16 protein-coding genes are annotated in these 18,735 nt (G+C 42.1%); 8 read left to right on the forward strand and 8 right to left on the reverse strand.

The genetic code is table 11. The features are described 5' to 3' along the window. Positions 1 to 44: 44 nt before the first annotated feature. From GQY27_RS05400 to GQY27_RS05410, 3 genes are all read right to left on the reverse strand, one after another. Positions 45 to 1,049: a sensor histidine kinase gene (locus GQY27_RS05400; RefSeq protein ID WP_160032535.1), complete on the reverse strand. Its 1,005-nt coding sequence runs from the start codon at positions 1,047 to 1,049 to the stop codon at positions 45 to 47. Continuing rightward, positions 1,046 to 1,735, reverse strand: coding sequence for a response regulator transcription factor (locus tag GQY27_RS05405; protein ID WP_160032536.1), 690 nt, complete (start codon positions 1,733 to 1,735; stop codon positions 1,046 to 1,048). Before GQY27_RS05405 ends, GQY27_RS05400 begins: the two co-directional genes overlap by 4 nt. A gap of 367 nt (positions 1,736 to 2,102) precedes the next feature. Then, complete coding sequence (locus tag GQY27_RS05410) at positions 2,103 to 3,467, reverse strand: multicopper oxidase domain-containing protein (protein WP_160032537.1); 1,365 nt, start codon at positions 3,465 to 3,467, stop codon at positions 2,103 to 2,105. A gap of 179 nt (positions 3,468 to 3,646) precedes the next feature. On the opposite strand from GQY27_RS05410, the gene GQY27_RS05415 reads away from it, so the two are divergent. From GQY27_RS05415 to rlmN, 3 genes are all read left to right on the forward strand, one after another. Then, positions 3,647 to 5,218, forward strand: a complete 1,572-nt coding sequence (locus tag GQY27_RS05415; protein ID WP_160032538.1) for a leucine-rich repeat domain-containing protein — start codon at positions 3,647 to 3,649, stop codon at positions 5,216 to 5,218. Between the two features lie 170 nt (positions 5,219 to 5,388). After that, positions 5,389 to 6,234 carry a helix-turn-helix domain-containing protein gene (locus GQY27_RS05420; RefSeq protein ID WP_160032539.1) on the forward strand — a complete coding sequence of 282 codons (846 nt, stop codon included), beginning with the start codon at positions 5,389 to 5,391 and terminating at the stop codon, positions 6,232 to 6,234. 177 nt (positions 6,235 to 6,411) lie between these two features. Continuing rightward, positions 6,412 to 7,500: a dual-specificity RNA methyltransferase RlmN gene (rlmN, locus tag GQY27_RS05425; protein ID WP_160032540.1), complete on the forward strand. Its 1,089-nt coding sequence runs from the start codon at positions 6,412 to 6,414 to the stop codon at positions 7,498 to 7,500. Positions 7,501 to 7,616: 116 nt separating this feature from the next. Here rlmN and GQY27_RS05430 read toward each other — a convergent pair whose 3' ends face one another. The 3 genes from GQY27_RS05430 to GQY27_RS05440 all read right to left on the reverse strand — a co-directional run bounded on the left by GQY27_RS05430 (position 7,617) and on the right by GQY27_RS05440 (position 11,691). After that, positions 7,617 to 9,119: a peptide MFS transporter gene (locus GQY27_RS05430; protein WP_160032541.1), complete on the reverse strand. Its 1,503-nt coding sequence runs from the start codon at positions 9,117 to 9,119 to the stop codon at positions 7,617 to 7,619. A 476-nt stretch (positions 9,120 to 9,595) separates the two neighbouring features. After that, a complete protein-coding gene (locus tag GQY27_RS05435; protein WP_442950881.1) occupies positions 9,596 to 10,639 on the reverse strand; it encodes a FecCD family ABC transporter permease in 1,044 nt (347 codons plus the stop codon). After that, positions 10,639 to 11,691 carry a FecCD family ABC transporter permease gene (locus tag GQY27_RS05440; protein ID WP_160032542.1) on the reverse strand — a complete coding sequence of 351 codons (1,053 nt, stop codon included), beginning with the start codon at positions 11,689 to 11,691 and terminating at the stop codon, positions 10,639 to 10,641. Before GQY27_RS05440 ends, GQY27_RS05435 begins: the two co-directional genes overlap by 1 nt. A gap of 189 nt (positions 11,692 to 11,880) precedes the next feature. On the opposite strand from GQY27_RS05440, the gene GQY27_RS05445 reads away from it, so the two are divergent. Further along, positions 11,881 to 12,681 carry a hypothetical protein gene (locus tag GQY27_RS05445; protein WP_160032543.1) on the forward strand — a complete coding sequence of 267 codons (801 nt, stop codon included), beginning with the start codon at positions 11,881 to 11,883 and terminating at the stop codon, positions 12,679 to 12,681. 91 nt (positions 12,682 to 12,772) lie between these two features. Here the strand turns inward: GQY27_RS05445 and GQY27_RS05450 are convergent, their stop codons facing one another. Beyond that, positions 12,773 to 13,675: an ArsR/SmtB family transcription factor gene (locus GQY27_RS05450; protein WP_160032544.1), complete on the reverse strand. Its 903-nt coding sequence runs from the start codon at positions 13,673 to 13,675 to the stop codon at positions 12,773 to 12,775. 253 nt (positions 13,676 to 13,928) lie between these two features. Between GQY27_RS05450 and GQY27_RS05455 the strand changes: the two genes are divergently transcribed. The 4 genes from GQY27_RS05455 to GQY27_RS05470 all read left to right on the forward strand — a co-directional run bounded on the left by GQY27_RS05455 (position 13,929) and on the right by GQY27_RS05470 (position 18,249). Continuing rightward, positions 13,929 to 15,158 (forward strand): extracellular solute-binding protein, encoded by a 1,230-nt coding sequence (locus GQY27_RS05455; RefSeq protein WP_201450695.1) that lies wholly within the window; start codon positions 13,929 to 13,931, stop codon positions 15,156 to 15,158. An 81-nt stretch (positions 15,159 to 15,239) separates the two neighbouring features. Beyond that, positions 15,240 to 16,118: a carbohydrate ABC transporter permease gene (locus tag GQY27_RS05460; protein ID WP_160032545.1), complete on the forward strand. Its 879-nt coding sequence runs from the start codon at positions 15,240 to 15,242 to the stop codon at positions 16,116 to 16,118. 56 nt (positions 16,119 to 16,174) lie between these two features. Then, positions 16,175 to 17,083, forward strand: coding sequence for a carbohydrate ABC transporter permease (locus GQY27_RS05465; protein WP_160032546.1), 909 nt, complete (start codon positions 16,175 to 16,177; stop codon positions 17,081 to 17,083). A gap of 149 nt (positions 17,084 to 17,232) precedes the next feature. Beyond that, positions 17,233 to 18,249: a Gfo/Idh/MocA family protein gene (locus tag GQY27_RS05470; protein ID WP_160032547.1), complete on the forward strand. Its 1,017-nt coding sequence runs from the start codon at positions 17,233 to 17,235 to the stop codon at positions 18,247 to 18,249. A gap of 15 nt (positions 18,250 to 18,264) precedes the next feature. On the opposite strand, the gene GQY27_RS05475 is transcribed toward GQY27_RS05470, so the two are convergent. Next, positions 18,265 to 18,711: a hypothetical protein gene (locus tag GQY27_RS05475; RefSeq protein ID WP_160032548.1), complete on the reverse strand. Its 447-nt coding sequence runs from the start codon at positions 18,709 to 18,711 to the stop codon at positions 18,265 to 18,267. Positions 18,712 to 18,735: the final 24 nt, after the last annotated feature.

Below are 18,735 nucleotides of genomic sequence, written 5' to 3' on the forward strand. Positions count from 1 at the left end.
CCTTCGATTTAACGAACAATATACAAAAGCATGTGACGATGTTGTCACATGCCCGTAATACGAATAAATTCATTTTTGCCCGGGAAAGTCAAAGTAAAGGTCGTACCTTCCCCAAGTACAGAAGACACGTTCATACGAATATGCAGGGATTCGGCTACTTGTTTTGCCAAATATAAGCCCATACCCGTAGAGGCACTGTCATCATGATGCGTTGTGGAAGTAAATCCTCGCTCATAAATACGAGGTAGATCTTTTGGATCAATCCCTCTGCCTGCATCTTGGATTGTGAGTATAACATGATCATCTAGGCGTGAACTCTCAATCAGAATATCAGAGGATGGACTGTATTTTACTGCATTGGTAATCAGTTGTCTGAGGATAAAGCCAAGCCACTTGGCGTCAGTCAGTACCTTCGTTTCCGTAAGGGAAACGTCAAACCCGATTCCTTTTTGAATACACCAGGATTTCAAGGCCCGAATTTCTTGGTAGATGATAGGCTCCAGTTCAGAAACTTCAATATAGAGATCATTTTGAATAAAAGGAATCCGTTTCTGGTGCAGCTGCTGATCGAGAAGGTGATGAATTCGCAGCCACTCATACATCAGTTGTCTTTGCAGGGTCTCATCGGGAAGCCGGTCGATCATCAGCTGCATCGCTGTCAGGGGTGTTTTTACTTCATGGATCCAGGACAGCAGCTCGTCCTTTTCCTGTTCAAGGAGCATATAATGATGCGAAGTTTCGCTTTTGTAACGTTCGGTCTGTAAAGTGACAGCGTCCAGAACAATCTGCTCAAAGGGACTGTCCGCACTACGTAGGTCAGCTAGATCATAGGTGTGATCCCGATTTTCCATATTTGCATAGAATTTCGTCTCTTTCGTGTACCGCAGCACCACAAAGCAGGTGCACAGAAGAGTGAGAAGAAGAACAATGTACAGCATCGACATAAACGGAATTGTGTTATCAATATAGGAAATAAACAGAATAATTAGCTGTATAGACAATAAAAGAAGAAGCCAAGTTCTGCGTTCTTTAAGAAAGGTCCAGATCATACGCTGACCTCTTCCGTAGCGATATAACCTTGTCCCACTTTTGTCTCAATATAGATATGGAGGCCAATCGTTTCAAGTTTCTTACGCAACCGATTCACATTTACCGTCAGGGTATTATCGCTGACAAAGTGTTCATGATCCCATAAGTTTTGGATGAGTTTTTCTCTGCTGACAATCTGGTTTTTATGCTCGGTTAAAATTTTGAGAATGAACATTTCATTTTTAGTAAGGTCGATCGATCCTTGCTCATTAGAGATTGTATTTTTGACGTACTCAATGGTGGCTCCGCGCCAGGTCCGGAGTTCAATGCGCTCGGTATTATAATTATAAACCCGTCTAAGGGTAGCCTGTATTTTGGCAATGAGAACATCAAAGTGAAAAGGTTTCTGTACAAAATCGTCGGCTCCCAGCTGCATGGACATAACCATATCGGTTGGGTGATCCCTAGATGAGAGAAAGATAATCGGCACATTTGAGTGTGACCGGATAATCCGGCACCAGTGAAAACCATCGAATTTCGGAAGCTGGATATCAATGATGACAAGGTCTGGTTTTATTGCTGTAAACTCTTGAAATACCTGATCAAAAGCCTGTACCCCATATACGTTATATGACCACTGAGCAAGCCGTTCCTTGATTTCATTAAAAAGGGTCGCATCATCTTCAATAAGCATAATTGTAAACAAAGAGTGTCACCGCGCTTTCTGACAAGTTAGATCTCCTAGGGCAAGTGTAACCGAAAAAGCCTCTTCCTTAAAAGAGAGCTATGTGATTTTACCGATATGTAAGAAGGAGAGCAGCTGGTTCGTATGTTTAAGAAAACGGAATATGAGGTTATATATAAAGAAGATAAGTTACTAAAAATCTATCTTTGAAAAGAGGGATTTCGATGGTAAAATGGTTGAATAATACAGATCCGAACGAGAATGAAGAAGATAAGGCGATTCGTGATGATGAGCCAGATGCATTCGAAACAGAAGGCAAATAAATAAAATAAGTAAGCAAGTAGAACAATCGCCTGCTCCCACATGTTGATGGGCAGGCGATTCTTTGTTATTCCACAATAACACTTGCTTCCATACTAGGATGCGTGGCACAGTAGTAGGGAAAGCTCCCTTTTTCCTGAAAAGTATAGGAGTACTGCTTGCCAGGTTCAATATGACGAGAATCAAATTGATCATCTATTGAAGTTACGGTGTGAAACATAGGATCGTTGTTAATCCAAGTGACAGTGGTCCCTTGCTTTACTTTGAGTTCGGGAATGGAGTAACGCATATCGCTGATAACAACGATAGTTCCCTCTCTAATTTCTTCAGGAAGGGTAGCTGTATGCTGATGATGGTTTGTGCCTTGCGGTGTTTTTCCATCCTTAGTGACCTGGACCATCGTATGCATCCCGCCAGGGTAAATGCCATTGTTGGTATTGTCGGTAATGTTATGACTATGGAAAGGATAGGAGCCATCTTGATCGAAGGTAATAAGCAGATCGTATCGTTCTCCAGGCCCAACATTAACGGTGTCTTTGATCAGCGGTGAAGTCAGCGGTCTTCCATCGGAAGCAATCACTTCAAAATGAAATCCATGCAGATGCATAGCGTGAGCTTGATACCCTGTATTAATGAGGCGTACGAGCACCTTGTCTCCGAGTTTTCCATCTATCATGGTTGCTGGGTCTTTCTCTGTATCAGGATAGGCCTTCCCATTGATGGTGAAATAGGTGGGATGGAAGGTGGTTCGATCATATTTCTTACCTTCTTCCACGGCTTTGTGCCACACAGGGTCAATCTCGTTCAGCATAAAAGTATATTCTTTAGTAAAGCCAGGACCGCTCGTCCAAGCTGCATTTGCTCCATCTTTTGCTTGTACAATAAATGCACCTGTCATCCCCATCTGCAAGTGTTCTACCGTATCGACATGACAATGATAGAAATAAGTCCCCGCATGTGTAGCCTGAAATTGATAGGAGAAGCTTTCCCCTACGAGCAAATCTTTTGAGGTATGAGGAACACCATCATTCGCCTGATCCGTATCTAGCCCATGAAAATGAATGGTATGGCCTACCCTCTTTATTCCTTTCTTGGCAGTGCCGATATTAGTAAGAGTAACTTCTACTTGATCACCTTCGTTAACAGTCAAGGCAGGGGCAGGATAAGTTGCCGATCCTTTTTCATTTTTCTCACTATAACCCCATACATAAACGGAAGTACCGTCCGGCAGTGCAAGAGTGCCGTCTGTAGCATAGAGATGAAATTGTTTAACAGCAGGTATTTCACCTTTTTGCCCGGGGTCTGCAGCAGTAGAAGAAGGAATCGCCTGGGCAGGCTCATGAAATAAAGTGCTTACTACAGGAAGAAGCAACAGGGCTAATAGAAGGGAAACAGGACATATATATAGAAATTTATTGAATATTTTTCTCATAATGTATTCCTTTCATCTCGATCTGGGTAAAGGGTAGAGGGATGCTTGTAACATAGCTGCCCATCTATTCGTCATTATTATTAGATTATGGCTTAAAGATAAGGATATTAGTCTCCTATATAGGAATTGGAATACGTATAAGAGTAGAAAGTACAGTTATAAAGGGGAGGATATGGGGAATGAAGAGAGTAATAACCATTGTACTTGCGTTTTTAATTACGATGGGCTGGGGAGGACAGGGCGCATATCTGTATGCTGCTGGGCAAGGTCTAGTAACAGACCCTTACTTGGACAATGGTCTCAAGATGATCCTAAATAAAGCACAAGATGATGAACTCACGGTAAGTGATTTGGAGAAATTAACGGTGATTGACCTTCCTTCTGCGGGAATTCGAAGTCTTTCCGGGCTGGAACATGCGGTTCACCTCACACATCTGCAAATTCCATATAACCAGGTCGAGGATTTGTCACCGCTCAAAGAGTTAACAACCCTGCGGGAAATCAATGTTACGAATAACTATGTCAGTTCCATAGAGCCGCTTGAGAAAAACACACAGATGGAACGACTTATTGTAAGCAATAATGCCATTACATCACTCGGTGTGACACGTAACTTTCCAAGGTTGCATACTCTTTATGCTGGAGGGAACCAGATCACAAGTTTAGATGGTCTGTCAGGAGCAGCATCCTTACGTGCGCTAGACATCAATTTTAACAAAATTGAAAGTCTAGAACCTTTAGTAAACATGACATCATTAAAGGAACTGCTGGCTTCCGCTAACCTAATTAAAGATATATCCATTCTTACCAAGCTTGAAAATTTGCAAACTCTCGATCTTAATCAAAACCAGATAACAGATGCAACCTACATAAATGAATTACCTAGATCCCTTGTCAGTCTGAAGCTTGCACATAATCCTTTGTCCAATATAGACGAGCTGCAAAATATGAGTCATCTTGTGAATCTTGAGATTCTAGATCTGTCAGGCTTACAGCTGAACAGTCTTACTCCTATTCAAGATCTACAGCAACTTACAGATCTAAACGCTTCTGATAATCAGATAACTAGCCTAGAACCACTGGAGAATTTAAAATTACTAACGAATATCGATGTGTCCAAGAATCTAATTTTTAATCTTGAACCTTTACAGCATTTGAGCCATATACAGAGTTTAAATCTATCCAGTAATCTAGTTTGGGACTTGTTGCCGATCCAGAATCAACAGTTTACCTATATACGCCAAGAATCCTCAGGAGAACCTTCTTATTATGGGCTGAATCTAAAAGATAATTATCTTGATCTAACTTATGGATTGGATACGTGGAGTTTGTTCACTGAGCTTGGAGGGAACCCGGAAGATGTGACTCCACAGGGGAGATACCAGCGACTTCAGGAAGGGTCAAAAACAGCCTATATGGGTGATGAACCTTATTCACTTCAAGTTGCTCCTTTTCTTGAAAAAGGACGTACTTATGTGCCTCTTCGTTTTATATCTGAGCAGCTTGGAGCCGATGTTACATGGGATCAAAAGAAGAAAGAGGTCACCATTCAGAAAAATGATATGTCCATCCAGTGGACTGCCTACAATAGACAAGTGAAGGTAAATGGCAAGACTACAATCAATGATGCTCCGCTGTTGTTAAAAGGCGGAGTGACCTGTATTCCCCTCCGTTTTGTATCTGAACAGCTGGGAACGAAAGTGAGCTATATAAATAACTCAAAAACAACACTCATCTTTGCGGATAAATAAGCTTAAGCCCCCGGTTATGTTCGGGGGTTCTTCGCTTTTTTACCGATAGATCAGGAGAATGTTAATTTTATAAAAGTGAGAATTAAATCACTGCTAAACAGAAAAGTATGATAAAATCTGTTTTATGATATTGATAATCATTATCAACAATAGGGTGGTGATTATGTTTCATGGCTGAGATGACAACCTCAACAGCGGGTAAGGTACAAAGCAAGCAACTCTTAGATTGCTCGGTTGTTAATCTGAAAGAAGTTCTTAAAGTAAGTGTAAGTAACAAGTGGAATACTTCTGATCTGAATCATCATTCTTCTCATCTGCTGATGGTTGCTGAGGGACAGGGATGCTTAACAGGGAGGGATTGTTCTCTTCCCGTTGATGGTACCTGCATCTATTCGTGTATGAATGAGGAGAAGCTGATGATGGATTGTAAGGGAAGCGACAAAGTGAACCTTACCATAATTGGCTATGATGTATATCAACAAGTTGACCCGAAGCAGCCTCTGCTTATAACAGAGATACCGCCTGTGGGACACTTACTGGATCTATCGAATCATGAGGTCAACTGGTTTACCGGTATATGTAATTCGATTTATGGTCACTGGCACAGCGGGGAAGGACTTGGGAGATATCGCAGTCAGCTTCTTTTTCAGGAGGCTTTATACTGGATTGCGAAAAGCAGTGACCAGGCTAGGGCAGACACTGACTCTGCATTACAGTCCACCAAAGATTACATTGATCAGCATTACACAGAAAACTTGCCGCTAGACAAACTTTGCCGGATGGCAGGACTAAGTTTGAAATACTACAGCGAGCTGTTCAAAAAGCACTACGCAGTCAGTGTAACAGAATACATAGCCACCGTCCGAATGGAGCACGCCAAACGACTCATGATGGACCCTGAGCTGAAGCTGAGGGAGATTGCACATCTTGTTGGATATCCGGATGAGTTTTATTTTAGCCGCAAGTTTAAGAAGATGATGGGAACTTCCCCTTCTGCCTATCGAGCAAGTCATTAGTTCAGCGCTTCTTTTGCTATTTCGTCCGTGGTATTCGTGATTAGACCTTGTTTAAACCTGAAAAGTTTGGGACAATAATAAACGGACTCAGGAAGATAGGTAACGTATTTTTGTATATGAGACGCAAAGGTTTGAATAGATTTTATTTTAAAGTTTTGAAAAGAGGGCCGTTTTGTCATGAAGAAACCATCCATTTATGGATTAACTCAAGAACATATGGGAGTTTGGCTGGAAGAACACGGCCATAAGAAATCTCGGGCATCCCATGTATGGGAGTGGCTGTACCGGAGACGTGTGAAGGATTTCGCGGAGATGACGGAAGTGAACAAGAGCTGTGTTCAGCTGTTATCCGAGCATTTTGTAATAGAGACATTAACGGAACATACAAGGCAGGAATCGGCAGACGGAACGATCAAGTTCCTATTTCGTCTGGAAGACGGTAATCTTATTGAGACGGTGCTGATGCGCCATAAATTTGGACTTTCTGTTTGTGTAACAACGCAGGTAGGGTGTAATATTGGCTGCAGCTTCTGTGCGAGTGGTCTGCTTATGAAAAGCCGTGACCTTTCTGCCGGAGAGATCGTAGAGCAGATTATGAAAGTTCAGTTCCATCTTGACCAGGCGGGTAAGGGGGAGCGGGTGAGTCATATCGTGGTGATGGGTATCGGCGAGCCTTTTGATAACTATGACAATATATCTGACTTTATCCGTGTGGTGAAGGATCATAAGGGACTGGCTATTGGGGCAAGACATATCACGGTTTCGACTAGCGGACTAGCGGATAAAATTAAAGAATTTGCCGATTCGGACCTGAACGTTAATCTTGCTGTATCACTGCATGCACCGAATAATGAGCTTCGCACACGGATTATGAAGATTAATAAAGCGATTCCGATTGAGAAGCTCATGGAAGCCATTGAATATTACTGGGATACTACAAATCGGCGGATTACGATTGAATATATTCTCCTGCAAGGAGTTAATGACCAGCCTGAACATGCACTTGAGCTTGCAGAACTGCTGAAAAATCGCCGGAATTTAGCGATCGTCAACCTGATCCCATATAATCCGGTAGATGAGCATAGTCAGTATCAGCGGAGTGAGAAAGACTCCATTACTGCCTTCTATGATGTGCTGAAAAAGCAGAATATCAGCGTAAGTGTGAGACTTGAACATGGTGCCGATATCGATGCAGCTTGCGGCCAGCTTCGGAGTAAGCAAATTCGTAAAGACCAAGGCGGCAGTATAGAGAAAGTAACATCTTAATTGAGATCAAGCTGCTATAGCAGGGAATTTAGTTCTAGATAGGCATAATAAAAAAACCTCTGTATCCAAGATGAACGAAAGATTCATCAAGGATACAGAGGTTTTTACGTTCTATTTTATTTAATCCCCTTCATGTAGGATTGAATTTTTGGTGCAATGATAAACAGGATGATACCAAGGACGATCGACGTTCCGCCAATCACTCCGAAATAAATCATCTCTGTTTCTTCGGAATACAGAGGTGCAATTAGAGCATTGATTGCTTGAGCAGCTGCGTTGGTTAAGAACCACAAACTCATCGTTTGAGCTGAGAACGCTGCAGGTGCAAGTTTTGTAGTTGCAGATAGACCAACCGGCGACAAGCAAAGCTCACCAAGCACGACAATGAAGTAACTCAGTACTAGCCAGAGAGGGCTTACCAGGCTGTTTTCTCCTCCGAAGTAAGAAGGCAGAAGAATAACCAAGAAAGATAGACCTGCGAACAGCAAACCGAATGCAAACTTTCTAGGAACAGATGGCTGACGATTGCCAAGTTTCACCCAAAGTCCAGCAAAAACAGGTGCAAGCAAGATAACGAATAGTGGATTTAGGGACTGGAAGAAAGCCGGCTTAAGTTTGAGCCCGAAGATTTCCAGTTGTGTTCTCGTATCTGCATAGCTGGCAAGAATCGTGGAACCTTGCTCTTGGATTGCCCAGAACATAACAGCTGCAATGAACAATGGAATGTAAGCCACTAGATTAGAGCGCTCGACAGCAGTTGTTTTTGGACTGCGGTACATAACAATAAAGTAACTAACCGGAATCAGTATTCCGAGGAATGCAATAATATTTACAAATACCGGGAATGTAAGAATTCCTGTCTGAATACCAATAAGAACAAGAATAGCAATGACTACAAAACCTACTGCTATTGTAGTAAAGATCTTTTTCTTCTCATGTGGAGCAAGCCGGTTATTTACAACCGTACCAGCAAGTCCAAGATTTTTCTTCTTCGTAACGACGAAAACAATCAAACCAATTAACATACCAATTGCTGCTAAGCTGAAGCCAAGATGGAAGTTGTTTGATCCGTTACTCGTTGCAACTGATCCTACTACAAGCGGAGCCAAGAATCCGCCAAGGTTAATCCCCATATAGAAAATACTGAAACCAGCATCACGGCGGTTATCTTCAGGGCTGTAAATATCCCCGACTACGCTGGATACATTCGGTTTGAGTAAGCCTGTCCCAAGGACAATGAGAACCATAGAAGCAAAGAATAAAGAAACACTGCCGGGAATAGCAAGTGCGATGTGTCCGAGCATGATGAGGACACCGCCATAGAATACGGCTTTTGATGTTCCAAAGACACGGTCTGCTAACCAACCGCCGATAATGCCTGACATGTAGACAAGGGAACCATAGATGGACATGATCGATAGAGCGAGTGACCGATCAAGACCAAGTCCGCCTTGTGAAACTTCGTAATACATATAGTAAACGAGGATTGCCCGCATTCCGTAATACGAGAAACGTTCCCAGAACTCAGTAAAGAAGAGGGTGAACAATCCTTTAGGGTGTCCAAAAAATCCTTTCTGGGGGACACTGTCTACAATTTCTTTTTTCGTGATGTCTGCCATTACATAACCTCCCTGATTTGATAGATATAATAACCTTATATGTTTTGGACTGTCAAAAGATATGGGACATGTAAATTCAGGAACTCCATATTTCTTTTAACAACCTATATATAATTCACAAATTCACTCCGTTTATTTATACCCACTATCCTTCTCTTTTAACAAAAATGTTAAATGAAAGAAGGGCACCACATTGACACGCTAATCGGATAAAGTATGAAGACACACGTTACTAGGTGATGGGTAGAAAATAAAAGGGTTTAGATACGGGTTAAATTATCATAGGCCTGATTTCCGACTCAGTGAAAAATGTCACACTTAATCATGATAGATCTGTGACATATATAAAGGTAGTTGAAATGGAATTGTATCATCTCTTAGGCAACCTGAACAGACAAGATATGGAATCTAATAGCGGACAAAAAAAAGCTGCCAAGCATAGGCTTGACAGCTTAATTCCACTCGATCTGACCTGCTTACATTTTTGATTTGGACAACAAATAAAGGAAGTAGGGAGCCCCGATAATAGCCACCATAATTCCGGCATGTATTTCTGTAGCAGGAAATACCAATCGGCCAAGCGTATCTGCCATGAGCAGCAGCAGGGCGCCGCCGAGCGCGGATGCAGGCAGCAACATTCGGTGCCCTGGACCAACAAGACGGCGTGCAAGATGGGGAGCAATCAGACCAACGAATCCAATTCCGCCCGTAAAGGCAACACAGGCAGCGGCTAATCCTACGGCAATGAGCAGCAAGTATAGCCGTTCACGATTGAGATTTACTCCAAGCGAGGAGGCAACGTTCTCATCCAGTGATAAAGCATCAAGCTTTCGCGACTTCAAAAAGGCGAAGACGATAAGCAGCAACACCCAAGGCAGGAGAGTAAGTACCTGCTTCCAAGTTGACCCCCAAATGCTTCCGGCAAGCCAGCTGGCTACCATATCGTACTTATTCGGGTTAAGCCTGAGCATAAGGACAATCATTAGGCCATTCACAGCTGCAGTAACTGCAATTCCCGTCAGCACCATTCGATTGGGATTCAGCCCATCCCTTTTGCTATAAGAGAGTACATAAATAATAGCTGCAACCATTAGACCCCCAGCTAGGGCGAGAAAAGGCAATAGCAGCGTAGGGGCTTTCGCCGTGCTGCTGTAGAAAGACAGATAGAGCACAACGATGAGCCCGGAACCTGAAGTGATTCCTAGGATACCCGGGTCCGCAAGTGCATTTCTCGATACCCCTTGCAGAATGCAGCCTGATACAGCAAGCCCAGCACCTACGAGCATGGATATAACAATGCGAGGCAGACGAAATTCGAACAAAATAAGGTTTTGCCGAGAGGTACCTTTGCCAAGGATTGTGTTTAGTACTTCTGCAGGGGCCAGCTTAGAAAAACCAGTGTTCATACTAAGGAAGATGAAAGCAATCATGAGGACAGCAAAAGTGATCATGACTGCCCATTGGCGTTTAAGACGCTTTTCCGTACTTTGCTGCATTTGTTCAGCAAGTGATTTTTTCATTAGAGACCCCTCCCTGATTTACGTGAGATATACAGGAAAAAGGGAACACCGACAAGCGCGAAAAGTGCGCTGATGGGTGTTTCGTAAGGCGGATTAATCATCCTCGCACCAATATCAGCAAGAAGCATCAAGAGGCTTCCGACCACGGCTGAGCAAGGAATAATAAAGCGATAATCCACCCCAACGATATAACGGACAAGGTGAGGAACAACAAGTCCTACAAAACCAATCGGTCCGGCAACCGACACCGCTGCACCAGCTAGGACGAGCACAATCATGCCGCCAATGATTTTGATTAGCCCTGTTTTTTGTCCAAGACCGGATGCCACTTCATCACCCAGACTAATCAGCGTAATCGACCTTGAAACCAGCATGGCGGCAATCAGTGCTAAGGAGATCCATGGAAGGATAGATAACACTTGGGGCATTTTAATACCTGCGACACCCCCTGCCACCCAATAAGCAAGATCTTGGCTCAGCCTAAAGTGAATCGCAATCCCTTGGCTCAGTGCAGTTAGCAGTGCAGAGACTGCAGCACCTGCAAGTACAAGCCGAATCGGAGTGACTCTCGCTTTACCTAGAGAACTTGTACCATATACAAGCGCGGTTGCGATAAAGGCACCAATAAAGGCGAAGATCATCGTACCGTTATAGGACATTTCTGGGAAGAAGGCCAGTGCGACTGCAATCATGAAGATTGCACCTGAATTAATACCAAGAAGACCTGAATCAGCAAGTGGATTTCTCGTCATCCCTTGCATGACTGCCCCCGCGACTGCAAAGGCTGCGCCAATGAGTACATCAGCAATCGAACGCGGAATTCTAAGCTCATGGATAATGGTGTGCTGGGTTACGTCTGGATTGAAGTTAACAAGGGCTTCATACACCGTAGAAAGCTGAATATCCGCTGCACCCACAGCAATCGATACACCCATGAATAGAATGACAGCAATCAGACCTATAGTGAGAGTCAAAAAAGCTCTGACAGGTCTGGCATGTATTTTTAATTTTGAAGAATGATGATCTTTTGAGACTGAATTATTCAATTTCATGACTCCTATTTGAGCAGTGATGGTAATAACTATTATCACTCAAGAGTAGAATGACAGGCAGTTACAATATGTTGTAGTTGGCCAAAAGGAGACCAAAGCCTAGTCTACTATATCACAACACCCGAACTTTTTATAATCATCGGAGCATATAATATCAGGTGTATCATGGAAGGGAAAAGGGGGATCCGTATGCCATCTATTACGACAGGAAATCTGATAAATATACCGATTCAAGGAGACAGGCCATATGTTCAAGTCATTGTCAAAGTCATTAATAATAATACCTCTTCTGGGCTTTGTTACTTGAAGGGTCTCGTGAATAACGGGAGCCAGCAAGCTGCTTTTGCAGAAGATCTCTTTTTCTTGGATACAGAGGAAGTAATCACCCGCACATATGACGTGGGATATGATCATTTTCAGATTAATGCAGTTTACTCGACCATAGGGTTAGAAATCGCCTTATACGGAGTTGATGCAGGGGGACTCTATACTCCAATAGATACGGAGGAGGTAAATATCAGTAGAGTCACTTCTGAGATTAGATCTGTCAATTCTATTACACAAGTTGATAATTATGCTGTCATAAGTTTTAGAAAAAACCTTTCCTTTACGAATCCATATGGAATAGCCGCTTCTGTCTATGTAGAAGGATTGGATATCCTGACAAGGAACCCTGTTAGATATACTTTAATCCAAGGAGGGACGATTGATGGGAATTTTAATCGGTATCCCACGCCTACAACGCAGATTCCTGCGGATGAAACAGCGTTAGAAGTAAATACAACGTGTACGGTCGTTACGAATGGACGAGTTGTTACCCAAGGAACCCTGACGGGCATAGCCGGAGCCTTTACCAAGACTTCCGTTAATCTAAAGGAAGAGGGTGTGATGTTATATCTTGAAGATGGAACGAATCTCACCCTTGTTATAGATTCACTGATGGAAGATATTGATGTTGTCGTTACACTTCGAATGCTAGAGCAATGGTGACAGGAAAGGGAAGAGAATATCACTTATATTACGGACATCCGAGGAATGGATGTTCTTTGTCTTGGGTGACTTTCCCTGAGGGTAAGGACAATTATAGATAATATAGTTTAAATACGATATCTTGATCGTGATTCCCAAATTTCTTACCAAATAGAGTTGCACCGCCAATATGATTCGCATCTTCTTTTACTTCAATACGGAAGGTCCAACGACTGCAGGTGGTATCTAAATCTTTCACCGAAACCGTTGAGATCGGGTCCCCGTCAATATAGGTGCCATGGCTTGTAATACGAATGGTTTTTAACAAACCATACTGGTTAATATTATGAGGCCACCACTTCGGTGTAAATTTCCCTCTTGCATCTCCAAAATCCCCTGGACTTGTCCATGTTCCAAGCTCTAATCCATTGAGAGAAAAAGTGATGTCAGAAGGCCATACATCGTTGGAAAAAGGAAACTCGGAGGCAATCTCTAAGCTGATTTCGAATTGTTGAAGTTCTTCTTCTTTTTTTAGAAAATTGGCGATATTGTACTGAACAAACCCCTGAGTAAACCATAATATCTCCGCATCTACCCGCTTTGAATCCATAAAATACTTTGGTTCATCCACTCTTCCTATAAACTCTTTATCCGTAGCAAGACCACAGGTTGGTTTCAGATCGAAATCGTTATAGTGACCGATCGGAACAGAGGTCTCATAAGAGGCAAAAGAGTGAAAGATCTTTTTGGGAAAATTAATTTCAATGTGATCGACTCTAAGAGTGGAGATTTTTTGAAGACCGGACTTTCCGGGGATCTTTTCTGTCTTGATAATCCCGGCATCCTCCAGCTTTTTGATATGTTTAGTAACAATCGGACTGCTAATTTGCAGCTCTTCTGCTAGATCTTTGATGTTCATTTTATTCTTTGAAAGTAACTGAATAATTCTAATTCGTACTTCACTTGCCAAGGCTTCGTAAACAACGAGCGAGGACTTATCGATTTCCAGCTGCATGTTATCCACTTCTTTCCCAAATAATTAATCTTGACATTTATTAACCAGTACCAAAGTAACACGAAAGATAACCAAAGTAAATAATGATACTGTATGCACCCTTTTGATTAACCTTTTGGTTAACTTAAATTAAAAATAAAGAGTTAAATTTACATAAAAGTTATTGACACCGCTTTCAGTATGGATGTATGATGATTGCGAATTGTAATATTTTTCAATATACAGAAAACGGGAGGAAAACATCTTGAAAAAAATGCGGGGTCTTACATCTTTAATTCTTGCTGTTGTGCTAATTACAGTTTTGTCGGGTTGTGGTGGGGATGATAAAAACACAATTGTATTTTGGACGCCACTAACGGGTGACGATGGTGCTTACATGGATCAGCTCGTTAAAGATTACAATGCAACTGATCCTGAAATAAAGGTTAAGCATGTAATTACGTCAGATATGTATACGAAGAACTCCACCGTACTCAACTCCGGTAAAGGGGTTCCAGATCTATCTATTATCCATGCTGACCGTGTTCCAGGGTATGTTAAACAAGGTGCTTTAGAAGATATGACAAGTGTGATGGCTGCTGAGCCTGAACTTAAACAAGAAAATTATCTTCCTCAAGCTTGGTCAACAGGAACGATTGATGGAACTCAGTATACGGTTCCTTTGGACATTCATAGTGTTGTTATGTATTACAACAAAGATTTGCTTAAGAAATATGATGCAGAATATTTCCTTGATGATAACGTAGTAACTATTGATGAGATGCTTTCCTTACAAGGCAAATTGGATGATGGTGACTTTGTAGTAAATGATGCCTTGCTCGGCTGGGTTATCCTATCTCAAATTCAGAATCTAGGCGGGGACATTCAAGAAGATGGTAAACCTGCAGTGAATACACCTGTTATGAAAAAAGCATTTGAAGAAGTGAAGAGAATTGCGGACGCTGGCTTGATGACACCATATGGTGAAGACGGCTACCTGATGTTCCAATCCGGTAACGTTCTATTCTCTACAGACGGAACTTGGAGTTCCACAGCTCATGCTGGTGTTGAGGGATTGAACTTTGGTGTAACTAATGTGTACTCTCCAACTGAAGAGAAATTCACAAACAGATCCTCTTCTCACTTGTTCGCTATGCTGAAAAACGATGAGAGAACAGATGAGAAAGAAGCGGGAATTGCGAAATTCCTTGAGTTTATCCGTGAGAATTCCCTTGAATGGGCAAAGGCTGGACAAAACGTAGCAAGTAAACAAGTTAACGAAAGCCCTGAGTACCAAGAATATATGCAGTCCTTCTTTACTTCTAATGAGAAAGAGATTGAATCTTTGTACATCTACACTTATGAATACTATGCATACGTTGCTGAAGCAGTAGATACTTATGCACTTGAGCTGGCTCGCGGTAATGTAGACATTGATGAGACACTAAACACAATGCAAAAATTTGTAGAAGATAAAATTGCAGAAGGTACAAGCGGACAGTAAGGGCTAGAACTGAATAGATTGTATAAAGTAATGTGCCATCCATTGGCACATTACTTTATTCAGAAGGAGAAATGACTTCCTATGAAAAAGAAAATTAACTGGGCTCCCGCTTTCTTTGTAGGCCCTCATATTATATTATTCGCCATCTTTATACTGCTTCCGACGATCTATGGTATTTATGCATCATTTACAAAATGGAACTTAATGAATGAACCGGTTTGGGTAGGTTTGGATAACTATAAAACGATTCTGTTTAATCAAGATTCTACGTTTCATACTCAGTTTTTTAATGGGATGAAAAACACCTTTATTTTTGTGGGCATCAGTGTCCCCCTTCTGATCATTATTCCTTTGATGATCGCTGTTGCCTTAGAGCATAAACAAGTAAAAATGAAAAACCTGATCCAGTCCATAATTTACATTCCGGGACTTATTTCTATATCAGCAGCAGCTCTGATCTGGCTGCTAATCTTTAATAAACAGCTCGGTATTACTGGAAACTTGTTTGGTTCCGATGTTGCATGGCCTGCTACTCAGCCTTATGCCTGGATTATTATCTTCGTGATTACAGTCTGGGGCGGTGTTGGCGGTAATATGATTATCTACCGCGCTTCCATCAGTGGAGTATCGCAAGATTTGTATGAATCTGCAGAACTCGATGGAGCAGGACCTGTCCGGAGGTTTACCAGCATTACCTTGCCTTCCATCCGTTTCCCGTTAATCTATACTTTTGTTATGACTACCGGGGGTGCCTTTAACGTATTTGGACAGCCGTTAATGATGACCGATGGCGGACCGCGTCAAAGCACCCATGTGCTCATGATGTATATCCGTCAGTTGGCCTTTGGTAACGGAGAATCCATTGCCGGTATGGCATCTGCTATGGCAGTACTGCTCGGAATTGTTATCTTAGTAATCTCTGCCCTGCAATATTATGTGATGAACAGAAACGCTGCTTAATTTCATAGAGAATAATATTTTGCTTACAATGGAAATGGAAAGGTAGATGGACCGCTATGTCAAATCCGTTAGTGAATCCGATTGATCAGCCCTTGAAAAGGAATACTCGAGGGAAAAAGAAACCTTCTGATAATAGCGTATCTAAATACGCAGCTTATATTTTCTTAATATCACTTTGCCTTATTTGGATCATCCCTGTCGTTTTCGGGATTTCTACGTCTTTTAGATCTCAAACTGAAGTCGTATCTTCCGGTTTTAGATTGTTGCCTAAAGATTGGACGATCGACAATTATATTGCGACTTTAACGAATACGTCTACAGCCCCTATTCTACGGTGGCTTTGGAACTCCCTGTTTATCGCAACGACACATACGCTGCTCGTTGTTGTCATTATTTCATTAACAGGTTACGGATATTCCCGTATGAAATTTAAAGGAAGAGATGCTTTGTTTTTTACATTACTAGGGATTTCTTTCTTTCCAGGTGTCGTCAATCTCATTCCTTCCTACAAAATTATTGATGCATTCGGTTGGGTAAATACAGCTTGGGCTATGATTATTCCAGGTTTAGCAGGGATGGGGAATATATTCCTCGTGAGACAGTTCATGAATGGACTTCCCAAAGACCTAGACGAATCGGCTCGTGTTGATGGGGCATCTGATTTTAGAATCTATTTATCTATTATCGTTCCACTGGTTAAACCCATCTTAATCGTGTGTGCGCTATTCTCTTTCACCGGATCATGGAATGACTTCCTCTGGCCGGTCATCGTGTATACGGATGTTGAGAAAATGCCGGTTACAGCAGGACTTCTTTTATTACAAGATATTTATGGAAACTACCGTATGATCGGACAATTGATGGGGTCTGCAATTCTTGCTATTATCCCTACTTTGCTACTTTTCTTATTTGCACAGAAGTATTTTGTTCAATCCATTAACCTCAATTCCGGTATTAAAGGTTAGTTTATCGCATTAGAAAACAAGACAATTCCTCCCGCATAAATAACAAAGAAAACCAGTCCCTCGCTATGTGAAGTGAGAGCTGGTTTTTTTTAGATTTAAAACATATAATCCCTATAATTACTAATTTTATAATAATTAGGAGGGATAACATGAAGCATCATCAAGTTATTGTAGCAGGCTGCGGTGGAATGTCGAATGCTTGGTTAGACTATGCGGCAGAGCGGGACGATGTACATATCGTTGCCTTAGTAGATATATATGAAGAGAATGCGGTGAAGATGGCAGAGAAGAGAGGACTTAAGGTGCCGATCTATAACGATCTTAGCACTGCTCTTCAGTCTGTGAATGCCAATCTAGTATTTGACGTGACCATACCCTCAAGTCATAAATCGGTGGTAACTACGGCGCTTGAGGGAGGATGCCATGTATTTGGTGAGAAACCCATGGCAGAATCTCTAGAAGATGCACGCGAAATTGTGGAGGTCAGTAAACGTACGGGGAAACGATATGCTGTGATGCAAAACCGCCGTTATCTCAAGCAGATTCGAGCGCTTCGTGACCATTTACAATCAGGCGCTATTGGCAAAATAGGATCTGTACATGCTGACTTTTTCCTCGGACCTCGGTTTGGCGGATTTCGTGATGTTATGGACAGCCCGCTTATTATTGATATGGCAATTCATACATTTGATCAAGCCAGATTTATTACGGGAGTGAATCCTGTGTCGGTGTATTGTCATGAATATAATGCAGAAGGGTCCTGGTATCAGGGAAATGCTTCTGCGATCTGTATTTTTGAAATGAGTGATGGTTCTGTATTTAGCTATCGGGGGTCTTGGTCAGCCATCGGCCTGCCTACCTCTTGGGAAGCAGACTGGCGAGTGGTGGGGAGTCAGGGATCTGCCCGTTGGGACGGAGTGCATATGCCTTTCAGTGAGCAAAAACAGGAACAGGCTAGCGAAGGATTCTTTCATGAGATTGTCCGAACGGAAGCGGAAGCAAGGTGGAACGGAAGAGAAGGGCATAATGGATGCCTAGACGAGATGTTTACCGCACTCGAGGAAGATAGACCGGCAGAAACCGATGCCCTTGATCACATCCATAGTGCAGCAATGGTTTTTTACGCTCTAGAGAGTGCAAGGACAGGGAAGAAGGTCTTTTTATAACATGCTGTCGTTTCTTTATTCAGAATGTGACTTTCGCTTTTCAAGGTAACGGAAGATAAACATAGGTACGACAACAGTAAGCGTAATGCGAATCACAATTTCAAGCCATGGAACATCTGCTGGAGGCGTTCTTAACATAATCAGTTCATAGAAGGCAATGAAAGCGATAGGGGCTGCTCCGCATAATAAGATCTGGTAAGGGGTTAATGGCTTTCTAACTTGGCCTTGCTGCTTCCTATAAACTGTACTTGTATAACCAAATACTGCCGTTAATGCTAGAGCCAAGAAAACGGCTGTAAGAACAGAATCAATTCCCATAAGAAAATATTGTGTCCCAATGAAGGCGACTGCGATGGCAGATGCGAAAATCGTAAGCAGTTTACTATCGTAGTCGTACCCTTTTATTAGACTGATTGCTATATATATGGCTGCAACAACCAAAGTGAACAAAAAGGAAAACATCGTTATTTCACCTCTTTTATGAAT

Origin of the sequence: Paenibacillus sp. An7 (assembly GCF_009870785.1) — a bacterium.
In the GTDB taxonomy this organism is placed as follows: Bacteria; Bacillota; Bacilli; order Paenibacillales; family Paenibacillaceae; genus Paenibacillus.

What these genes read in the sequence shown, in the direction of transcription:
- GQY27_RS05400 (WP_160032535.1), bottom strand. Translation starts at nt 1,049, where the DNA reads ATGATCTGGACCTTTCTTAAAGAACGCAGAACTTGGCTTCTTCTTTTA.
- GQY27_RS05410 (WP_160032537.1), bottom strand. Translation starts at nt 3,467, where the DNA reads ATGAGAAAAATATTCAATAAATTTCTATATATATGTCCTGTTTCCCTT.
- GQY27_RS05415 (WP_160032538.1), top strand. Translation starts at nt 3,647, where the DNA reads ATGAAGAGAGTAATAACCATTGTACTTGCGTTTTTAATTACGATGGGC.
- GQY27_RS05420 (WP_160032539.1), top strand. Translation starts at nt 5,389, where the DNA reads ATGGCTGAGATGACAACCTCAACAGCGGGTAAGGTACAAAGCAAGCAA.
- rlmN (WP_160032540.1), top strand. Translation starts at nt 6,412, where the DNA reads ATGAAGAAACCATCCATTTATGGATTAACTCAAGAACATATGGGAGTT.
- GQY27_RS05430 (WP_160032541.1), bottom strand. Translation starts at nt 9,119, where the DNA reads ATGGCAGACATCACGAAAAAAGAAATTGTAGACAGTGTCCCCCAGAAA.
- GQY27_RS05435 (WP_442950881.1), bottom strand. Translation starts at nt 10,639, where the DNA reads ATGAAAAAATCACTTGCTGAACAAATGCAGCAAAGTACGGAAAAGCGT.
- GQY27_RS05440 (WP_160032542.1), bottom strand. Translation starts at nt 11,691, where the DNA reads ATGAAATTGAATAATTCAGTCTCAAAAGATCATCATTCTTCAAAATTA.
- GQY27_RS05445 (WP_160032543.1), top strand. Translation starts at nt 11,881, where the DNA reads ATGCCATCTATTACGACAGGAAATCTGATAAATATACCGATTCAAGGA.
- GQY27_RS05450 (WP_160032544.1), bottom strand. Translation starts at nt 13,675, where the DNA reads ATGCAGCTGGAAATCGATAAGTCCTCGCTCGTTGTTTACGAAGCCTTG.
- GQY27_RS05455 (WP_201450695.1), top strand. Translation starts at nt 13,929, where the DNA reads ATGCGGGGTCTTACATCTTTAATTCTTGCTGTTGTGCTAATTACAGTT.
- GQY27_RS05460 (WP_160032545.1), top strand. Translation starts at nt 15,240, where the DNA reads ATGAAAAAGAAAATTAACTGGGCTCCCGCTTTCTTTGTAGGCCCTCAT.
- GQY27_RS05465 (WP_160032546.1), top strand. Translation starts at nt 16,175, where the DNA reads ATGTCAAATCCGTTAGTGAATCCGATTGATCAGCCCTTGAAAAGGAAT.
- GQY27_RS05470 (WP_160032547.1), top strand. Translation starts at nt 17,233, where the DNA reads ATGAAGCATCATCAAGTTATTGTAGCAGGCTGCGGTGGAATGTCGAAT.
- GQY27_RS05475 (WP_160032548.1), bottom strand. Translation starts at nt 18,711, where the DNA reads ATGTTTTCCTTTTTGTTCACTTTGGTTGTTGCAGCCATATATATAGCA.